14 protein-coding genes and 2 riboswitches are annotated in these 20,115 nt (G+C 28.3%); of the genes, 4 read left to right on the plus strand and 10 right to left on the minus strand.

Annotated elements, in window-relative coordinates:
* Positions 1 to 164: 164 nt before the first annotated feature.
* Positions 165 to 1,526: a hypothetical protein gene (locus ACTG45_RS15645; protein ID WP_479919333.1), complete on the plus strand. Its 1,362-nt coding sequence runs from the start codon at positions 165 to 167 to the stop codon at positions 1,524 to 1,526.
* A 247-nt stretch (positions 1,527 to 1,773) separates the two neighbouring features.
* Here ACTG45_RS15645 and ACTG45_RS15650 read toward each other — a convergent pair whose 3' ends face one another.
* From ACTG45_RS15650 to bilQ, 4 genes are all read right to left on the minus strand, one after another.
* Positions 1,774 to 2,631 (minus strand): MerR family transcriptional regulator, encoded by an 858-nt coding sequence (locus ACTG45_RS15650; protein ID WP_479919334.1) that lies wholly within the window; start codon positions 2,629 to 2,631, stop codon positions 1,774 to 1,776.
* 333 nt (positions 2,632 to 2,964) lie between these two features.
* Positions 2,965 to 3,495, minus strand: coding sequence for a flavodoxin family protein BilS (gene bilS / locus ACTG45_RS15655; RefSeq protein ID WP_479919335.1), 531 nt, complete (start codon positions 3,493 to 3,495; stop codon positions 2,965 to 2,967).
* 85 nt (positions 3,496 to 3,580) lie between these two features.
* Complete coding sequence (gene bilR, locus ACTG45_RS15660) at positions 3,581 to 4,675, minus strand: bilirubin reductase (protein ID WP_479919336.1); 1,095 nt, start codon at positions 4,673 to 4,675, stop codon at positions 3,581 to 3,583.
* A gap of 1 nt (position 4,676) precedes the next feature.
* A complete protein-coding gene (bilQ, locus tag ACTG45_RS15665; RefSeq protein ID WP_021385790.1) occupies positions 4,677 to 5,123 on the minus strand; it encodes a bilirubin utilization transcriptional regulator BilQ in 447 nt (148 codons plus the stop codon).
* 304 nt (positions 5,124 to 5,427) lie between these two features.
* On the opposite strand from bilQ, the gene ACTG45_RS15670 reads away from it, so the two are divergent.
* The gene (locus tag ACTG45_RS15670) at positions 5,428 to 6,618 is read left to right on the plus strand and encodes a pyridoxal phosphate-dependent aminotransferase (protein ID WP_479919337.1); all 1,191 of its coding nucleotides are present in this window, start codon (positions 5,428 to 5,430) and stop codon (positions 6,616 to 6,618) included.
* Between the two features lie 167 nt (positions 6,619 to 6,785).
* Entirely contained in the window at positions 6,786 to 7,748 is a 963-nt protein-coding gene (locus tag ACTG45_RS15675; protein WP_479917375.1) for a DMT family transporter, read from the plus strand.
* 120 nt (positions 7,749 to 7,868) lie between these two features.
* Here ACTG45_RS15675 and ACTG45_RS15680 read toward each other — a convergent pair whose 3' ends face one another.
* The 5 genes from ACTG45_RS15680 to ACTG45_RS15700 all read right to left on the minus strand — a co-directional run bounded on the left by ACTG45_RS15680 (position 7,869) and on the right by ACTG45_RS15700 (position 16,309).
* Positions 7,869 to 8,531 (minus strand): anthrax toxin lethal factor-related metalloendopeptidase, encoded by a 663-nt coding sequence (locus tag ACTG45_RS15680; RefSeq protein ID WP_479919338.1) that lies wholly within the window; start codon positions 8,529 to 8,531, stop codon positions 7,869 to 7,871.
* A gap of 99 nt (positions 8,532 to 8,630) precedes the next feature.
* Positions 8,631 to 8,716: riboswitch (cyclic di-GMP riboswitch) on the minus strand.
* A 184-nt stretch (positions 8,717 to 8,900) separates the two neighbouring features.
* Positions 8,901 to 11,804, minus strand: coding sequence for an SrtB-anchored collagen-binding adhesin (locus ACTG45_RS15685; protein WP_479919339.1), 2,904 nt, complete (start codon positions 11,802 to 11,804; stop codon positions 8,901 to 8,903).
* A gap of 112 nt (positions 11,805 to 11,916) precedes the next feature.
* A riboswitch (cyclic di-GMP riboswitch) is annotated at positions 11,917 to 12,002 on the minus strand.
* Between the two features lie 125 nt (positions 12,003 to 12,127).
* On the minus strand, positions 12,128 to 13,306 hold the full coding sequence (locus ACTG45_RS15690) for a cation diffusion facilitator family transporter (protein ID WP_479919340.1): 1,179 nt from the start codon (positions 13,304 to 13,306) through the stop codon (positions 12,128 to 12,130).
* Positions 13,307 to 13,538: 232 nt separating this feature from the next.
* On the minus strand, positions 13,539 to 15,158 hold the full coding sequence (locus tag ACTG45_RS15695; RefSeq protein WP_479919341.1) for an alpha/beta hydrolase family protein: 1,620 nt from the start codon (positions 15,156 to 15,158) through the stop codon (positions 13,539 to 13,541).
* Positions 15,159 to 15,466: 308 nt separating this feature from the next.
* Positions 15,467 to 16,309 (minus strand): LysR family transcriptional regulator, encoded by an 843-nt coding sequence (locus tag ACTG45_RS15700; protein WP_479919342.1) that lies wholly within the window; start codon positions 16,307 to 16,309, stop codon positions 15,467 to 15,469.
* 150 nt (positions 16,310 to 16,459) lie between these two features.
* Between ACTG45_RS15700 and ACTG45_RS15705 the strand changes: the two genes are divergently transcribed.
* Positions 16,460 to 16,999, plus strand: a complete 540-nt coding sequence (locus tag ACTG45_RS15705) for a prolyl-tRNA synthetase associated domain-containing protein (protein ID WP_479919343.1) — start codon at positions 16,460 to 16,462, stop codon at positions 16,997 to 16,999.
* A 114-nt stretch (positions 17,000 to 17,113) separates the two neighbouring features.
* On the opposite strand, the gene ACTG45_RS15710 is transcribed toward ACTG45_RS15705, so the two are convergent.
* Positions 17,114 to 19,888, minus strand: coding sequence for a calcium-translocating P-type ATPase, PMCA-type (locus ACTG45_RS15710; RefSeq protein WP_479919344.1), 2,775 nt, complete (start codon positions 19,886 to 19,888; stop codon positions 17,114 to 17,116).
* Between the last annotated feature and the right edge of the window lie 227 nt (positions 19,889 to 20,115).

Genomic DNA, 20,115 nt, shown 5'->3' on the forward strand with positions numbered 1-20,115 from the left:
TATTTTTATCAGTCAATATCTTTTTCAGTATTTTTTATATTTTCTGATTTTTCTTTCAATTATCATTTTGTAAAATAAATTGACGCGTTTTATCTACTATTATAAAATGAGGATATAAATTGATTGATTAGTTTTAATACTCTAAAGATTTTAAAGGAGGCTTTATGAAATATAAAATTGGATTTTTGACAACGTCTTATTTTATGTCAAATAAGTATAAACAAGCTCTTAAAGAACTAAAAAATATTTGTGAAATTACATTTATTGAGCTTAAAGGAGAAAATCCTTTTAGCAATTTACCAAATATATACAGCGAGCAAGTAGATAATTTTGATGGATTTGTATGTAGTGGTATAATTCCATATAGTGAACTTATAATAAACATAAAGGACATAAAAGTACCATTAAAGTTTTTAAAACTTAATGAAAGGGATTTTTATAAATACTTATTTAAACTGTTAAATAATCAAAAAGATATTGATTTCACAAAATCATTTATGGATTTTTTAAGAGAAGACAATAATTATTATGATATCTATTCATTAATAGATTATAATAAATGCCCATATACGATTAAAGATTTTAACATCCCTCAACCTGTGTATGACTTTAAGAAACTAAATGACAAATTACTGGAAATACACTTAGATTTATTAAAAAATGATAAGATTAATCTTTCTTTTACTAGAAATTACATTATTAGTTGCGAACTTAATAAACTTGGATATGATTGTATTTATATGGTTCCCTCTACAGAATCAATCTTAAATACATTTAAATCTCTAGTAAATGAAATAACTTTACAAAACTTAGATAAAAATAAATCTGCGACTTGTATAGTTACAGTAAATAGCTCAGAGTATATAAATGAAGATTTAATATTTAAAAATGATGAGATACAAAACCAAATATATAACACTATCTTAAATTCACTATCAAGACATGGTTTTTATGGAGTTCAAGTCAAAAAAAATGATATGAAAATAGAAATACATACCACTAAAGAAATGTTAAATAATATAACCAACAACTATACAGACTTTTTTATTTCAGAAGATTTAAAGGAAATTAAGTATAGCTTAAATATTGGTTGGGGTATTGGAAATACAAATATTCATGCAGAACAGAATGCTCGTCAAGCTAATAGTAAATCTGCTTCTTTAGGTGGAAACTGTACTTTTATAGTAAATGATACTAATAATACAATAGGACCTTTATATTCAAATAAAAATTCTCATGATACTGAAGAGAGTTCATTAGCCAATAAAGTTGCTTCTTTTATACCTCTGTCTAATACAAATGTATCTAAAATTATGTGTATGATTAATGACAGAAATTCAAATAATGTCTCTGCAGAAATACTATCAGACTATATGAATATAACTCTTAGAAGCGCAAATAGAATATTGAGCATATTGTATAAAGCTGGAATTGCAACCATTGTAAATACAAAACTTGATAATCAAAGAGGAAGACCAAAAAAAATATATAAAGTTGACTTCTTGTCTTTTTTAAATAAGATGTAGATATTTAGTTCTTAATTGTTAACCTCTTTAATAAAAAATAATATATTTCTTTGACTTTAAAGAACTAAAGCCTTCAAATCTCATTAGTACATACAACTTATTACTTTAAAGTTACATAAATGTTTCATCAATTATATCAAATTATATGATATATCAACTTATGAAATAACAAAATAATTTCATATATAAATAATAAAATATAATAGCCACTACAATCCATAATTTGTAGTGGCTATTTTTTACATCATTACTTATTACTCATTTTTAAAATTTGATTATTTTTTTCAAACAGTTTATACCATCCTATTATCAGTAAAACAGCAAATACAAGTGTATCTATAAAAAGGATTACTGTAACATGTTTAGCAATATTGTAAATAAAAAATATAGAGAATACTTCTACAGACAAAGCTACAAAACACAAGAAGTTCGTTAAGTAATCTGCAATAATATCAATATAGAAAGCATGTATCTGTAGCCACCTCCATATAAATGGACGTAAAAGAAATCTTATCATAACACAAATAACAGGATATACATAAATAAATTTTTTATCTACATAATTAGCTATACCATTATTCCATTGCACAGGAATCTGGGATGGCAACTTTGGAAATATTATTATTGCAATCAACAAGCAAGCAATAGTAATGATTCCCCAAGTAAACGTTCCTCCCCACATATATAAGAAACTTACAGAGTCTAGCTTGAAAATACTTTTATTTTTATTCCAGTATTCTGGCAACTTAGTTACATATTCTTCTACCTTCAAATTTAAATAAGTTAATTCATCACGCTCTAACATTTTTTCACACATAATTTTTGAATTTTCTAAATCGGATATTTGAGTTTTAAGAACTTGCTCCTGTTTCTCAAGTACTTTATATAAAGATACTTTCTGTAATATAATATCACGAATATCTTCAATAGAAATTCCTAGTGTACGTAAATATGCAATTTTTTTAATGTCCTCCACATTTTCATCTGAATATACCCTATACCCATTACTCTCATTACGAATAGGTTTAATTAGAAACTCTTTCTCATAAAAACGAATATTAGAGCGGGTCAATCCTGTTTTTTCTTCAACTTCCTTAATTGTCATTTTCAAATACCTCCTTTTCATTCTAATAACCTATAAATCTACTCTAGTTTCACACATATTCATTTTTTATGACAACATGTTTATAACATCTTGAAATCAGATTCTTTATTTGTTATAAATTTTTATACAACAGTCTATTTTTCTATATTCTATGTTTAAAACCATCTTATTTCCTATAAAGTACTCTATAAACAAGGTTTACAGTCAAGTATTTTTATTATTTTTTTGATTTCATAAAATTTAATTTCATAAAAAAAGATATAGCAAATCATTTGCCATACCTTTTTATTAGATTATTGATTATATATATTCTATAAACCTAGTGTTTAACTATTACATAGCACTCGCCTTGGTCATCACATCTTTTGCAAATATGACAGCTTCACATATTTCTTGCTCATCTGGATGACTTTGAGATTCTTCATGATTATTTAATTGTTCAAGAATATGTTCATTCTCAGGATTAAGCTTTAACATTTCTTTATATTTCACTTTCAATCCTTCTGCTATCTTACCTTGACATATGAATGAACCTAAGTTTTCATTATCTTTTGAAACAATTGATTCTACCTTTTCTATAATACTAGCACCATAACTTCCTTTTGTACTTGCTCCCATTGTTCCAAATAAGGCTATTTTTTTATTGTGAATATTTTCAAGCACTTGTTTTGAATTTTTATCACAAATTCCCTTGTCCACCCAATATCCTAGGAATACTATATCATAACTTTCATAGTTAGTACTACCATCAACTACTTCACTTATATTTTTAATGTCCTTTTCTCCTTGAATTGCATCATATATAGAATAAGCAATTTTTTTAGTATTTCCAGTTAAACTTGAATATAAAATTAAACTTTTCATGATATATCCTCCTCTTTATCTAGATACTTATCTAAACTTACCAAAATGTATTAATATTAGCATATTTTAATTTCTACAATATATCCTAATCTAATATACACCCAAACTTAGAGTGTGTTTGTAACGCATCTGCACATTTCTTATTACAGTAACAGCATTTTTTAATATCATCTACTCTTCCATCTTTTAATTTCTGTAGCCAATTACTATCTGCCAATAATTGTCTTGACATGGAGACCATATCTACCCTATTATTTGAAATAATACTTTCTATAAAATCTGGGCTAGATAATTTTCCAACTCCACATACAGGGAGATTTGTGTGTGTTTTCACTTCATCAGCTAAATATAAAAAACATCCTTCATCTTTAAAATAAGGATGATTCTTAGTTGGTATAGTATCTTCTAATTTTGAATGATTTGCAAGTGTTACATGAAAACTGTTTACGCCTAAAGATTCAAATTTTTTTACAAAATACCCAACTTCTGAAAGTAGCACTCCTGCATTACCATAATGAGGGTTTTCTTGTCTTATTGCAAGTTTATAGTCTATTGGAATATCCTTAATTTCATTTCGAATACTTCTAATTATTTCACTTGCAAATCTACTTCTATTATCACAAGTTCCACCATATTCATCATTTCTATTATTAAATATGCTTGATGAAAAACTTCCTACAAGTCTATCTCCATGGATTTGAATCATATCAAACCCTGCTTTTTTTGCATTCAATGCTGCTACTTTAAATAAATCTATAATATTTTTAATTTCTTCTTTGGACATATTTGTTATGTAATCTTTTACTCCTTCACTCATAATTTTTTTAATTTCATCATGTGAAGTAATTCCTGTCTTCATAGTATCTTTAATTAAATTAATATCATAATCTGAACAGAATATTTGTGCTGACACCTTTGCACCAGAATTGTGTATCTCATCCACAATCTTCTTATATTTCATAACTCCATCTTCATCTGATAAACTTAAAGCCATCTTATGAAAACTAGGTCTAACAGACACATCTCCTAAAGTAATCAGAGCTACACCTGATTTGGCGATATCACAAAACTTTTTAATTTTTTCTTCAAATTTAAGACCCATACTTGTAGGTGCAAATGATACTCTATTTTTTAATTCTAAGTTTCCAATTTTAATTGGCTTCAACAAATTGCAATACATCCTATTCTTCCTCCACTGTTGTCTTTATATCCTTTACTATATGTAATTTTTTCACTAATTCTTTATACTCTTCATCTGAAAACTCTTTTTTTATACTATTATCCCACTTTGAAAATATATTTTTTATATCTCCTAATACTTCCTCACCCTTATCTGTTACTCTCAACTGAAAAGCCCTGCTGTCATTAGGGTTTTGAATTTTTTCTATGTATCCGTCTTGCTCTAATCTAGATATAGTTCTTGTTGTATGTGCTTTATCAACTTCAAATTCTGTCGAAACATCATTCAAAGAACAATTTCTATTTTTATTGATATAAATTAAATAGAAATACAAACCATTCGTAAGTTTGTATGGCTTTAAGCATTTTTCACAATAAAGTTTAAAGTTTTTTTGTAAGTTACAGATAATATATGACAAACTTTCATACTGTAAATTTCTAAAATCCATCTTAAATTTCCCCTCTATAATTCAATATATTTGACTATATCAACTATATTATATTAAACAATTAATATAGTCAAGAATATTTTGCTTTATAAATATATCTTTTATTAATTTTTTATAAAGTTATTATGATAAATAACTATGATTAAGTTCGAAATTGGAATTTTTAATACTCACTTCACATAAATATATTTTATATAAAAGTTTATATTTTCAAACAAATAATTTTTCGAAAATTGTCTAAATTCTGTAAAAATATGGTAAGATATACATAAGCAATATAAATCTATAAAAGGGAGTGTTACATATGATATCTAATAAAATGCAAACTTTAGTTGCAAACAGCTCTGTTATAAGAGCCATGTTTGAAGAAGGAAAGAAACTTTCCGATATTTATGGAGAAGAAAATGTTTTTGATTTTAGCATAGGAAATCCAAGTGTTGAACCTCCAGAGACTATTAAAGCAGTTATAAATGATATTTTAAATGAAGAATCTCCAAATCTAGTTCATGGCTACATGAATAACTCAGGATATGAAGATGTAAGAGATGCTATTGCTGAGCACATAAATAAAAAAGATGGATTAAACCTTACAAGAGAAAATCTAATTATGACTTGTGGTGCTGCTGGTGGTCTGAATATTATTTTAAAAACTCTTTTAAATCCTAATGATGAAGTTATTGCTTTTGCACCGTATTTTGGTGAGTACAAAAACTATACAGAAAATTATGATGGAAAATTAATAGAAGTTCCTACAAATATAGAAACTTTTGAACCAGATTTAGATGCTCTAAAAAATGCCATTACTTCAAAGACAAGAGCTTTAATAATAAACACTCCAAATAATCCTACTGGTGTAATCTATTCTGAAGAATTATTAAAAAATCTTGGAGAGCTATTAGACTCAAAACAAAAAGAATTAAATACAAATATATATCTAATTTCTGATGAGCCATATAGAGAAATAATTTATGATGGTGCGAAAGTTCCTTGTGTACTAAAATACTATAAAAACTCATTTATAGGATACTCTTATAGTAAATCATTATCTCTACCTGGTGAACGTATAGGATATATTGTTGCTAATGGACAAATGGATGATTTTGATGATGTTATGTCTTCATTAAATGTTGCAAATAGAATACTTGGATTTGTAAATGCTCCTTCTCTTTTCCAAAGAGTTATCGCAAGAAGTTTAGATGCTGAAGTTGATGTTAACATTTATAAAAAGAATTTTGACCTTCTATATAATAGCTTAATAGATATGGGATTTTCTTGTGTTAAACCTAGTGGTACATTCTATTTATTCCCAAAAGCTCCAATTGAAGACGATAAAAAATTCTGTAATGATGCAAAACAGTTTAATTTATTATTAGTGCCAGGTTCTTCTTTTGGTTGTCCAGGTCACTTTAGAGTATCATATTGTGTATCTTATGATAAAGTTAAAAGTTCTCTACCAGCATTTGAAAAATTAGCTAAACTTTATAATTTAAAATAATTAAATCAAGGTAATTCAAATAATTAACTACCTTAGTATAGAATCTAAGTATTCTATACTAAGGTAGTTTATAATTTTATGTACTATATTTTATATACCATATTATACCAATATACTTGAATGTTGTAATATATAGTACTAATATAAATTACAAGGAGGTGTTTGACTTGAAAAAAGGTTATGTTTATATAATACTGACTACCCTATTTTTTAGTTCAATGGAAATTAGTCTAAAAACTGTTACTAATGACTTTAATCCCTTACAAATAACTTTATCAAGATTTTTTGTTGGTGGTTTAGTCTTACTACCTTTTGCTATAAAAAAATTAAAATCTCTTAATCTTTCTATAACAAAATCAGACTTAAAATACTTTGCATTTCTAGGTTTTATGTGTGTAGTAGTAAGTATGTCATTGTATCAACTGGCTGTTCTAAACACAAAAGCATCTGTAGTTGCTGTTTTGTTTAGTTGTAATCCAGTATTTGTAATGCTTCTAGCTTACTTAATTTTAAAGGAAAAAATATATAGGCACAATGTAATTTCTCTTATATTAGAAGTACTTGGAATTATAGTTATCATAAATCCATTGCATACAAAGTTAACTCTTAGCGGAATATTCCTGACATTATCTTCTGCTATCATTTTTTCAATGTATACTGTATTTGGAAAAAGAAAAACTTTAAAATTTGGTGGAATAGTTGTAACTTGTTTTAGTTTTATATTTGGTAGTATAGAAATGTTAATATTAGTTTTACTTAGTAAAATTAATTTTATAGCAGATATCTTAAACAAAAATAAACTTCATGTATTTGCAAATATACCTATTTTTAGTGGCTATACTTTACACAATATGCCTATTATGATTTATGTATTTGTATTTGTTACAGGTGTTGGTTATGCACTTTACTTCATGGCAATGGAGGCTACATCTACTAGTCTTACATCTTTAGTATTCTTCTTTAAACCAGTAATATCTCCAATACTAGCTTTATTAATACTTAAAGAGATTATCCCTATTAATATGGTTATAGGAATTTTATTTATAGTACTTGGTTCAATAATTTCTATCATACCTACGATAATTACTCAAGCACATAATAAGCACATTGAAGCATTGTATAAAGAATAGTAACTGATAATCTATTGTTTTATACATAAGAGTAAATTTATTAGTTTTAAACGAAATATAAAAGAGATGCTATTATAGTAGCATCTCTTTTTTACATTTATTTTAAATTTTTTTAATTCTCTATTTAGCTAAATTTTGTAAAAAGCTATAAGTTTGTGGACAAGCTGCTTTTAATTTACTATTTGTATCTTGATTTAAATAGTAATATGCAAATGCTTCTGCAAAGAATTCTTCTGGATATACACCTAAGTAATTTACATTACCTAAAGAACGTCCTTCTTTAGCAAATATTTGTTTAAATTGTGCTGATTTAGAAATATCCTTTAATGCGATATGGTCTACTGCATGTGCTGTTTCATGTAATTCTAAGTTTATTGCATCATGACCTTTACCTTTGTTACTAAATCCTATTCTAAGAGCTACTGAACTTCCACCTAAACCAGGAACATCATCCCAAGTTTTTCCAGTGCCTTCCCAACCCTTAGGAACTACACCTTTTAAATAAGCATATTCTTTTTCATCTGTTAATTTTCCACTTAATAATTTTATTTTTAAGTTATCTTGTTTTAAAGCATTTAAATATTTTCCATCTATATTTGCTAATCTACCTATCATAGCGTTAGCTTCATTTTTATTGTAATTTCCAGTTGGAAGAACAACTATTTGATTAAGTGTTTCTTTATTATGTTGTATAGTTGCACTATCTGCATGTGCACTTACTGGAACTGAACTTATTAAGAATATTGATATTATAGCGATTAATAACTTTTTACTTGGTTTCATATTATTCCCTCCTTTGAGTTAGGCCGGGAGTAATAAATTTCAAAATAAAAAAGATACCCAAGAGTATCTTTGTATATACAAAAAGAAATTTTTACTCTTTTCGGCAACTGGCTGGCGTGGTTTACTAAACTTTAGCCCCTATAGCTTTGCGTGACTAGGTTTCCCTAGTTTTGCCTCATTTAATTTTATATTTATATTATAGCTTATATTTCTCTAATTGTCTATAGATTTTTGGATTATTTTTCTAAAAAGTTATTATTTTTTTACATAATCCACCAAAAAAAAATATCTTCTAACAATATTCTCACTATGAAATATTGTTTTAGAAGATATTTTTTAATATTACTTATATTTTTATAATGTTAGGGTCTAATTTGTATTTTTATTTCGTCTTAATATAATAAGACCTATAATAGCTCCTAGAGCTAATAGTATTTCTCCAGTAATTGTAGTATTATCTCCTGTCTTTGGTGGTACTGGTGGATTTACTAAAGTATCATCTTTCACTTTATCATTTTTTTCTTCTGATACTGATGGTTTTACTACTTCTGGTATTGGAACAATTGGTTTAACAGGCTTTTCTATTACATCATCTGATGGTGGTATTGGTGGATTCACTACCTCTGGTATCGGAGGATTTACCACATCCTCTGATGGAGGTACTGGTGGATTCACCACTATTTCATTTGTGTCAGATGGTTTTGATGGTTTACTTGGTTTATCTGTACTTGGTGGCACTGGTGGATTTACTACTGGTTCATCTGGATTTGGTGGTACTGGTGGATTTTCTTGTTTTACATTTTCTATATTTCCAATATCCACAATTCTACCAATATCTTTCCTATCAATATTAACTTTGATTTTGTCCTTTAATTTTTCATATCCACTTGGAGCCATTATTTCTACTAAATAATATATTCCTGGTTTTTTTACACTAGATTGAATTATACCATCTTCATCACTAACTAAATTCTTAACTACTACATTTCCAGATACATCTTCTAAATTAAATTTAGCACCTGAAAGTGTACTTTTATCTAAAGCATCTACTTTTTTAGCTTCAAAAGCATAACCTTGTTTAGTAGTTTCTACTCCAGGAGGACTTGAGCCATTAATCTGAGCTACATTTTGTATAGTCTCCCCAACTTTTACATCTGTGAAATCTGCATCAAATGTAACCCAACTTTGCACAGGTTCGCCTTCTTTTATCTGCTTAAATTCATATTTATTTACTAATCTTATAGTGTTTTTTCCATCTCCAGCTTCTTTTTTAAGTTCAAGATTATCAGAATATTTTATATTAGATATTTTTAAAGCTGGGTTTACTTCATCCAAAAGATTTACTTGACCTGCATCATAAACACCATAAGTTGACATATTTATTTTGTATTTAACAATTTGACTATCATTGTTATTTAAAACTTTTTTATCAACTTCTTTTTTTGCGCTTATTAATCCAGAGTTTTTCTTAAAACTTATCTCATCGCTTTTATCAACTTGACTGTTATTTGCGTCAAGAACAGCTCTATTTGTATAGCTATCTTCAATACTAATAACCTTTAATGTATAAGCTATATAAAACTTTGATTCTACTTCTTCTTTACTAAGATTAATTGTAAATCCAGTTATAACTTTATCTACTTGACCACTTTCATTTCTTTTTTCTTCTAGTTTATACGAAATGTTGTTGGCAATTTTTTCTTTACTCCAAGGAGTCCAGCTACCATTCATTGGAATTTCTACAACTCTAAAATCATGTCCAGCTTCTCCTGCTGTAGTTAATCTCATACCTTCTGGTATGTTATCTGTTATAACAACATTACTTATTGGTGACTTATCATCGTTTACTGAAATCTGATAGTTTATTACTTGACCAACTTGAGTAATATTTGTTGCTCCTGAATGCCCTTTAGTCAAAAGATAATCGCTACCTCTATCAAATACACTTACAGTAGCATCGTCTTCTTGTACCTTCTTACCATCAGATTCTATCCTAGCTACATTTTTATATTTATTATCATGTTTTGCATTTTCATCACTAATTCTAGCTTTATATTTAACTGTATACGCTTTATCTATATTCCCAAAATTAACTGAGATAGAGTTTGTATTCTGTTCAATGTTAAAATCACTCACTTCTTTCCCATCACTTGCTACTACACTCACAGAATTATTTACCAATGTCAATCCTTCAGGAAGTTCATCATACAAAGTAATGTCTTTTAATTCTTCCTGTTTTTCATTTACTTGTATAGTATAATTTATATCTTTATTTTTAACTGGCATAAATACAGTAGTTGATTTTCTTCCTTCAACAAGCTTTTTAAGTGTTCCTTTAGCCTCTTCTACATCGTCCTTATCTCCAGGCTTTATTTCTACATCCACATCTCCACTTCCACTTTCTATCTTTCCAGTAGTTTCAATATGAATTTTTGTATTTGTTTCTTCGTCAACCTTTTTAACATATGCTTCTAGACCTATTTTCCCTTGCATTATACTTTGACCATTAGGTAGTTCTCTAAATGTAAGTGTGTATTCTCCATTACTTTCTGTTTTATCAAAACATTCACTTGTATAATCTAAATTAACTTTATTAAATACATCTGGCACCTTGAAAGTTATTGAATCACCTACTTGTATTCCCTTTGATGTTGGAGTATAAGTTAATTTAAATGATATTTTTTTCATTGATTCAGTTTCTATTGTACTATTATTAATTTTTATAATGAATCCATAATCTTCATTCTCTTCATTAAGTTCTTCTTCTAAAGTTTTTAATAGATTTTCATCTTCTAATGGCTTCTCTTCTTTTGGAATCTGCTCTGTATTTTTATTGTCTAATGGCTTCTCCTCTTCTGGAGTCTGCTCTGGCTTTTTATTGTCTGATGGTTTTTCTCCTTCTGGAGTTTGTTCCGGCTTTTTATTGTCTGATGGCTTCTCCTCTTCTGGAGTCTGCTCTGGTTTTTTATTGTCTGATGGTTTCTCTCCTTCTGGAGTCTGTTCCGGCTTTTTATTGTCTGATGGTTTCTCCTCTTCTGGAGTCTGCTCTGGTTTTTTATTATCTGATGGCTTCTCTCCTTCTGGAGTCTGCTCTGGTTTTTTATTATCTGATGGCTTCTCTTCCCCACTTGATGAACTAGTTGAGCTATTTTGACTCTGACTGTTATCTCCTAATTCCGAAGCATAAGATACAGTTGGATATATTGTAGATACTACCATACTTAAAATCATAATTAAGCTTATTAATAATGCCCTTTTATTACCCTTCTTCATATAGATTTCTCCCCTCTATACTGTCTATAGTTTATAAACTTCCATTGATATCCCATTTAAATTAATTTTTATCAAAAAATTATACAAAAAAAGCTATGAAAATAAATAAATTTATATTCATAGCCGGTTGCACCACTGACTCAGTATGTCCATAAGGCGCCCAATAATAAGACATACATCAACATCTCTATAATATTTTATAAAAAACAATTAAAATTGTTATATTCATACTAAATACAATTATATATTTATATTATATAATGACTATATATTATTGTCTATATATTTTACATTTTTTTCCTTATAACAATTTTAAGTAATCATTAAATAAAATCCTTATCCACAACAATTACACAATTATATTCAGGATTCATCTCCTTAACTAATCTCGTTATATCTTCTTTTAAATCTTCTTCTGACATATTTTTAGAGAACTCAGAAGGATTAACTACTATATCAAACACTAAATTTTTCTTATTTCCTTTTCCAACTATTCTAAAATCATGCATAGATTTTACGAGACTATTTTTCTTAAGTATTTTTTCAAGTTCTTCCTTTGCTGACATAACTTCTTCATCTTCAAGACATATAGGGTCCATGTGAATTACCAAATATATATCCAATTTTTCAGATATTTCTCTCTCAGCAGTATCTATGATTTCATGAATTTCCATTATATCTATATTTGATGGAATTTCTGCATGTATAGATGCAATACATCGTCCAACTCCATAGTTATGAATTATTAAATCATGTGTCCCTATAATATGTTTATAAGATAGTAATAATTCTATAATGGATTTTACCATTTCTTCATCTGGGGCTTCTCCTAGAAGAGGATTTATAGTATCTTTTACAAGTGAAAATCCAGCATAAAGTATTACTAGTGATACTACAATACCAACATAGCCATCTATAGGAAAACTAGTAAACCTAGCTATAACAAATGATATTACTACACAACTCGATGTGAATACGTCTCCTAAAGCATCAAGTGAAACTGCTTTTAATGCTGAAGAATCAATTTTATTTCCCATAAATTTATTAAATTTACTTAACCAAACTTTAATCATTATAGAAGCAATTAAAAGTACAAGAGGTATTACTTCAAATTTTATAGGTACTGGATTTACTATCCTTTCTACAGATGACTTTATAAATTGAAGTCCTACCAACATCACCATAAATGCTACTATTAATGCGGATAAATATTCTATTCTTCCATGTCCAAAAGGATGCTCTTTATCAGCTGGCTTACTTGCTAATTTGAAACCTATCATAGTTATTGCTGAAGATGCCATATCAGAAAGATTGTTAAATGCATCAGCCATTATGGCTATACTTGCTGTGAGCATACCTATAGACACCTTTACTACAAATAAAAGTAAATTAGATAATATACCTACTACACCAGCTACATAACCATACTTATTTCTAACATCTCTATTTTGAACATTTTCACTATCTTTGATAAATGTTTTGACTAGGATTTTTGAAAACATAAAACTTACCCTCCTTGTCTTCTATTTTATTAACAAATTTTAGAATTTATATCTTTATTTATGATAACATAATTTGTATATAAAATTCTTAAAAGTTACTCTATCTTAATAAGATATTATTAGCCTTATTTTCATACATCCATTATAAAAGCAACATATTTTCAGTTTAAATTCTTGAAGTTTAACAAAATTAGCCCTAGATATTTTATAATTTTACCTAGGACTTATATTACTATTTTATACCAACTATTTTATTTAACATAATTGAACCTGTATCTGGATTTTCAAATTCAAATTTAATACCTTTTACATTAGATAAATCTATGTTTTTAAACTTTTCAATAGGTATTATTGTATCACTTACTGGAGTATATCTTGACCAAAACTCCATAAATTTTCCTTCTACATATTCATCTCTCACAGCTTTACCCTCAAAATATTTTATAGCAGACACTTTATTATTATCCATTATTACACTACTTTCTTTTCCTTTAGAATCAATTAAGCTAAGTTTAACTGAAACCTTCTTATCTTTACTATTTAACTCACTAGGAGAATTCAACGCCCATCTAAATTTTAGTGCAGAGTAATCTTTTAAATTTTTATTACTTAAGGGTAACTCTATTTTTGCATCTTTAGATTTCCAATCAACTTGCAATAAATCAACATCTTCACTTGAGCTTATATTACTAAAAAGTTTTGCAGTATCTTTATCTAATCGCTCTGATTCAACTACCTCTTTTGTATCAACATCACTTGAATCTATATCTTTAAATGATTTTTGATTGAATAAATCTAAAGAACCATTATATTTAACTTTGTTTAATGTCTGATACCCATACATTTTATATGGCAATCCCTTTTTACTAAAAATAGGTGATTCGCTATCATCAAAGTCAAAAATAGATTTCATATAGTCAACTGCATAATTAGAAAAGAAATCTCTATGTTCTTCTTTACTTAATTTTTCAGGATAAGTCCCATCCGTATCTCGTGGTGCAGAAAATTCCTTTTCTCCCAAAACTGAGTTATATGCATTGTGATTTCCACCTACTAAATAAGTTAATCCCAATGGGCTTTTTCTATTTTTATCTAAGGATATAGCATGAAAAATATCATCTCCACTGTGAATAACATCTCCATCGTACTCTGATACTATTATTGTTGTTGGTATATCTGGAAACTTTTCTATCGGACTATTATAGGCTGGTGTAAGTGATATAATTCCTTTTATTCCCTTAAACCCTTTTTGTATTTGGTCTTGTGCTATTTTGAATACACCGGAACCAGCTACAGAATGACCTATAAGACCAATATTATTTAAATCAACTTTATCTTTAAGATATACTCCAAATCCGTTTTTATTTCCATCATTTGCATCTTGAAATGCTTTTATATAAGCCTGAGTTAAGTATGTGATTCTCTCGTTTTCTACAGGTTCTCCATACTTAAAAGTATAGTTTACTGAAGTATCAATAGATACTCCTATAATACCATTTTTCGCTAAATCCTCAGTAAGATATTTAAATCCATCTTCAAAATCATTTTCTCCATCTCCATGTTGTCCATGAAAGATTAATACTACAGGTGCTTTTTCTTTTATCTCTTTAGGAGCTGATATTATACCTTCTATCTTAAAAGGTATTGTCTTTTCTCTTATAACTATTTCTGATGTTCCTAAACTAAATTTATTAGATTCAATCTTATTATCATTATTTTTTGTTGAATTTATTTCGTATGATATTTTTTCATTTGAAGTTTCATTAGAATTAGCTTTATTTGTACAACCTACAAACAGAGCACTTATTACTGATATAGATAAAATCATACTAATCCATTTTTTAAATTTCATAAATTTATTCCTTTCTATATATCCATTTTGATTTGATTTATTAGACTTATAGTAAATTTTCTTTATAATTTAATATCTATTTATTAATCTTTCTATCTATTCGGATAATCTATTTCAATTCTATTAAAGTAACCTTATACTATTAGTTCCTTTTCTTCATAGATTCATTGTCATGCTATTATTTTTCCCAAGTATTATTTATAATATTATTTTTTATTTCTGATATCTTTTAATTTAAAGCTCTAAAATTTTACTTTTATATAATTTTTTTACATATAAAACAGTTTTTTCATTGATTTTTTTTGTATTTATTTATACTTTATATAATCTATAAACTTCTTCACTGCAAGTGATGTGCTCTTTTTGTCCCTTAATACCATACCAATATTTCGATAAGCTGGTACTTCCAACTCCTTTGCCACAATACGATAAGGAATACGTTGTAAAATAAGCTGAGGTAATATGCTAATACCCAAGCCACTTTCCACCATAGACATAATTGCATAATCATCCCATGTTGTAAAATGAACTTTAGGACAAATATTGTGGCGTTCAAATATCTCAGAAATCTCTGTTTTTGCACCTTTTTCTAATAACATAAAAGGATAATTACAAAGTTCATCAATTGGAAAGTATTCACACTCTACAAGAGGATGGTTTTCAGGTAAAACCACAAGTAATTTATCCTGCTCTAAAAAAATAGTTTCAAACTCTGGAAGCGTAGGCAGTCTTAAAAAACCACAATCAACTCTACCATCTAGAATCCAATTTTCTATTTCTGTATAATCACCAAGTAATAATTCATAGTCAATATTAGGATAGTCCTTTTGAAACTCTCTAATAATATTTGGAAGCCAATGAGTTGCCACACTTGAAAAGGTTCCTATTCGTATAATCCCTGATTTCAATCCATTCAATTCCTCTATTTGCATTTGTAATTTATAATATTCATTACATACACCTTTAGCAAAAGGTAATAATTTCATACCATCAGAAGTTAATTTTACCCCAGAACGTCTACGTTCTAATAGTGATACCCCCCATTCTTTTTCTAAATCATTAATCATACGGCTAATGCCAGATTGCGAATACTTTAACATATCCGCTGCCTTTGTAAAACTTCCAGATTCAACAGCCTTAACAAATGCCATATATTTTTGAATATTCATATCCATACTATGTATACCTCACATCCATCTGATTTTGTCATATTTTCTATGATAAACATTCGCTTTTATAATTTATAACCTTATGATACACTATGCCCATAGGATTTTAAACGGAAAGGAAGGAAATAAATCATGTTTTTTATAAGTGATATTTATACAGAAGCACCAGTTAAATTTGATACTCCATTACAAAAAGAGGTATACGAAATATTACAAAATTTGAATATTGAATTTGAACGCGTTGAGACAGATGAAGCAATTACAATGGAAGACTGTGTTCAGATTGATAAAAAATTGGATATGAAAATGGTAAAGACTCTATTTCTTTGTAATAGACAAAAAACAGATTTTTATCTATTTATTATGCCAGGGGATAAACCATTTAAATCAACTAATTTTAGCAACGCATTAGGAGTGTCTAGAGTTTCTTTTGCTCCTGCTGAATTCATGGAAACAATGTTAGGAACTAAAATTGGTGCAGCAACTATTTTCAGTGCTATACTTGACAGTGATAATACTGTACAAATCGTTTTTGACAAAGACGTTGTCAATGAAGAATGGTATGGATGTAGTGATGGTACTACTACCAGTTACATGAAAATTAAAACAAAACAAATCATTCACGATTTTTTACCTTTCGTAAATCATACACCATCTATAATCGAATTGTAATATAATGAAATACTATAGAAAGAAACCATATAATATTAAAATGCCTCAAAAATACTTGTATAAAACACAAAACCGCAAAGTCATAATATATGCTACTTTGCGGTCTTACAAAAATTAACTTTTAATACTAAGATTCGTAGTTCTGCTATTTTTTAGTGTTCTAAGAATTAATTTGACAAATTCATTTGATAACAAAATAGTTGATGCAAATAGTATTATTTTTATCCACATATTAAAGTCTAAAGAAACAGAGTTAAAGAAACTCTGGAATACTTGTGTAAATATTATCTGGATTACACCTGTAACAACAATTATTTGTAATGCCAGCTTATTTTTAAAGAAATTCGGTATTGTACTATTAAAGCCAAACTCTCTACAATTCAATGCATTAAAAAGGGCACTGAATGCAAATAAAGAAAATATAACAGTACCTTGCTCATCTGGTGCGGCCCCCAATATATTAAAAGCTGATTGTGTAAATACAATTGTAATTATAAGGATAGCATTTATAATAATATTTATAGACATAGACCTAGCTATTATTCCAGAGTGTCTATTTATTGGTTTTCTTTTCAATACATAATCTCTAACAGGTTCTAGTCCTAATGCAAGAGCTGGAGGACCATCCATTATTATGTTTACCCATAATAGTTGTATTGTGGTAAATGGCATATCTTTACCAGTAAGCTGAGATATTATAGCAATTATAAATGCTACTATATTTACAGTAAGCTGGAACTGTATAAATCTTTGGAAGTTTTCATAAATACCTCTTCCCCATTTTATTCCTTCTACTATTGTACTAAAGCTATCATCAGTCAATATTATATCCGCTGCATTTTTAGATACTTCTGTACCTGAGATTCCCATCGCAATACCAACATCTGCTTGACTAAGAGCTGGGGCATCGTTTATACCATCACCTGTTACAGCTACAACTTCACCACTTTTTTGAAGTGCAGAAACTATTCTCATCTTTGTATCTGGTTTACTTCTTGCCACAATAGATATTCCTTTTATTTCTTCCCTTAACTCTTCATCTGTCAGTACATCTATATAGGTTGCCTCAACTGCCTTTTTCCCATCACTCAATAAACCTAATTCATCTCCAATAGCAGTGGCTGTATTGATATTATCTCCTGTAAGCATTTTTACATCTACTCCTGCATTAAATGCCTTATCAATAGATTCTTTAACCCCTTCTCTCAATGGGTCTACTATTCCTACAAATCCACTAAATACCAAATTATCTTCCTTTTCATAGCCTCTTGGATTTCCTATTAAATTCAATTCTCCTTCTGAAGTTATTGCAACTTCTGTCCTAGATTTAGTCATCTTTTTATAGGCAAACCCTAATGTTCTCATAGATTTAATTTGTAGCTTTTTTATTTCATCCAAAATATTTTTTTCTATTTTGGGAGTTATTGGAACAATACTTTTTCCTTGTTGTACATAAGAACATTTCTTTAATAGTACTTCTGGTGCTCCTTTTGAAAGCAGTATATCTGAATCCTCTTGACGGATTAATGTTGACATTTTCTTTTCTTCTGAACTAAATGGTATTTGTGATATTAAATAAGTTTGTTTTCTCATTTCATTATAGTTCTTATCATTATGATATAAAAGTAATGCACACTCTGTTGCACTTCCTATGTATTTAAATGAATTATCTTCCTTTTCGATATCTGCTGTTGAATTTACTATACAGTTTTGTTCAAAATAGCTATTACTTTGATATTCTCCACTATTTATATACTTACCATCAACATATGCTACTTCTACCATCATTTTATTTTGTGTTAAAGTACCTGTCTTATCAGAACATATTACAGAAACAGAGCCTATAGTTTCACAGGCTTCTTTCTTTGTTACTAGAGCATTTATCTTTGCCATTTTTTGCATCGTTATAGCTAAGGTGATATTTATCATAGTTGGTAGACCTTCTGGAACAGTTGCAACTATTAAAGCAATACAAACCATATATGCATTCTTAGCTGGTTCTAATGATTGTAAAAAAGACAAGATACTGCTTGTATCCAAAATCAACAGTCCTTTTCTCTGCATCTGTATAATCATGAACATACACAATAAAGTAGCTATTATCCCTGATATTCCTGCTATTTTAGCGCCTAACTTACCTAGCTTAATTTGAAGTGGAGTTTGCTGGTCATCATTTGATAAATTCTGTGCTATCTTACCCATCTCTGTCTTATCACCAATATGAGTAACAACCATTATACCTCTACCATATGCTACAAGAGTTCCTCCAAATACCATATTTATTTGCTTTGCAGGTATTGTATCCTGTTCAATTATTTCTGTTTTAGAATAAACTACCTCCATATCCAGTATAGCATCAGCATTTTTAGCTACATCATCAGACTCTCCTGTTAGCATATCTTCTCTAAGCTTCAAATTTATAGATTGTATAAGCCTTCCATCTGCTGGTATCATATCTCCCGTTTCTATATATACGATATCTCCTGGTACTAAATCATTTTTTGATATTTTAACTATCTTTCCATTTCTAAGTACTTTTACTTCTATATTCTCTGTTAATTTTGATAGAGCATGAGCTGCTTTTTTAGATTTTCCTTCAGTTATTATACCTATAGAAATACCAATAAAAATAGCTCCTAAAATACCTAATGCATCATGCAGTTCTCCAACAAATGAACTTATTACTGCTGCTCCTATAAGAATTAATATCATGGGTTCTGTCAGACTTTCTCCCAACTCGTCCCAAAATGTTCGTCCTTCTTTTATCGTAAATTCATTTAATCCATATCTAAGCTTCCTCTCTTCTACCTCATCATCAGCAAGTCCAACTTCTGGATTTGTCTTTAAGTATTTTAATACTTCTTTGGTAGGTTTATTATAATACCTCATAGCTTTATCCCCCTTGTTAATTATCTATAGAGAATTATATGCTTATGATAGCTTGTATATTACTTTTCAAAAAAAATAAGGAGTTGTCTCAAAATTGATTTTTTCCAATCAAATTTTAAGTTCAACTCCTCTTTTAAATTTTTTACATGTTATTTTTTTACTACTTTTTTAAATTAATATTTTAAGGTTTTAATATTGAAAAAATTTGAGTACAAGAAATAAAGCAT

It is taken from the genome of Clostridioides sp. LIBA-7602 (assembly GCF_056688945.1).